2 protein-coding genes and 1 pseudogene are annotated in these 1,461 nt (G+C 43.5%); all 3 read right to left on the bottom strand.

Annotated elements, in window-relative coordinates:
* Window positions 1-571, bottom strand: a pseudogene (locus NSB03_RS20580) (radical SAM protein); the annotation flags it as partial.
* A 19-nt stretch (window positions 572-590) separates the two neighbouring features.
* Window positions 591-809, bottom strand: a complete 219-nt coding sequence (locus NSB03_RS20575; protein WP_024988917.1) for a hypothetical protein — start codon at window positions 807-809, stop codon at window positions 591-593.
* Between the two features lie 141 nt (window positions 810-950).
* Entirely contained in the window at window positions 951-1,460 is a 510-nt protein-coding gene (locus NSB03_RS20570; protein ID WP_257466632.1) for a phage antirepressor N-terminal domain-containing protein, read from the bottom strand.
* Window position 1,461: the final 1 nt, after the last annotated feature.

Genomic DNA, 1,461 nt, shown 5'->3' with positions numbered 1-1,461 from the left:
ACACACGGGCCAACAATTTAGCTATGCTCTTATCCCTTGCGATAAGTCGACAATCAATACCCTGGTTGAAATCGACCTTTATCTTCATGGAAGCAATCTTCTCTATCTGTTGCAGGCCCCATTCCGATGCGATGACGTTGTTGTCCATCAGAATAGCAGACTTCCGGTCATCCAGGAACTCCGATATATCCGCGTGCTTGCGAATAGTCCCTTCTTTCCGGGGAACGATACAAAAGGAACACTTATTGATGCAGCCACGGGTAAGGAATCCGTAGGCTTCTATGTGTGTGGGATAGAGAGAGTAGTCAGGGCAAATATGCTCAATATCGCTCGGTAACCATTGGTCGAACAACTTATACCCCGATCCCCCCTTCACAACTTCGTCAGCCTGTATAATTCTTCTATCGTCTGGGCTGAAAGAGAATATTTTGCTCATATACACACGGTCGTAATGCTCAATGCCGGAGTACCACCCTACGATGTCGCCTTGCAGCTTATGCCAGGCAGATAACTTCATCAATGCCAAGTTTGGGAAGTTATGACCGTCAACGTCTATTAATCCGATGTTCATTTCTAATTTGTTTTGAATGTTAATCTTCTTCTACAAAGGTGTTAGTTGTGTTTATCACACCAGCAGAATCAACACTCTTGCCATCACGAATAAACACTTTCTCACGCATTAGCTCTTCATAGTCGTATCGTGACATTCCGATTACACATACACGACCATCAACATACAATTTACATTTCATCAAATCGGTTCCTTCGACCGGACCGATAACATCTATTTGAATTGTTCTTTTACTCATAATTATTCTTATTTGTGCCGGAGGATAGCATCGAACTACCAATAACACCCGCTTTCGCCCTTCGGGGTTATCTCCACACTCCGGTGTTTATTATATGGAGCGGCAAAAGCCGCCCCAGTTATTTATTATCTGCTTCTAAAGTCAATCATCCATTTCACCGGAAACAAAAGGTAAATCCAACTGGCAATTATTAGCCCGCCAGTCATCGATCGTTATTTTCATTACCTGGTTTAATTCCGTCTTAGCTTCGTTCATCAACTTTTGAGCATCTTTAAAACGACGCTGGCACTCCTGGTACTCCGTTACTTTCTGCTCGATAACGGTCTGCTTTTGCTTCAGGAAGGTTTGCGGCTCCGTGAAATGTGTAAACAAAGCCTTGTAACATGCAAGTTTATATTCCAGAACCGATGCTTTTACGTTTTCATTTACTTTTGAGATGTCAATAGAAAACAACCAGCCGAAAACATAACAGTAAGGAATAGCATACATTTCACGATCTTTTCCGTCGCTGGCAACCGCCTTTATCATACAGGCAGTTGGACCGAGTATTTCATCCCGTTCTATCCGCTGCCGCCGCCCTTCCGGATCAACACCCAACGCTTCACAAATGGGTCTGATTGCCACAAATTGTTCGTCACCCGTAGATAAGATA

This window comes from Bacteroides acidifaciens (genome assembly GCF_024623065.1).
Classification (GTDB): Bacteria; Bacteroidota; Bacteroidia; order Bacteroidales; family Bacteroidaceae; genus Bacteroides; species Bacteroides acidifaciens.
This window is presented reverse-complemented; position numbering and strand designations above follow the sequence as displayed.

What these genes read in the sequence shown, in the direction of transcription:
- NSB03_RS20575 (WP_024988917.1), bottom strand. Translation starts at nt 809, where the DNA reads ATGAGTAAAAGAACAATTCAAATAGATGTTATCGGTCCGGTCGAAGGA.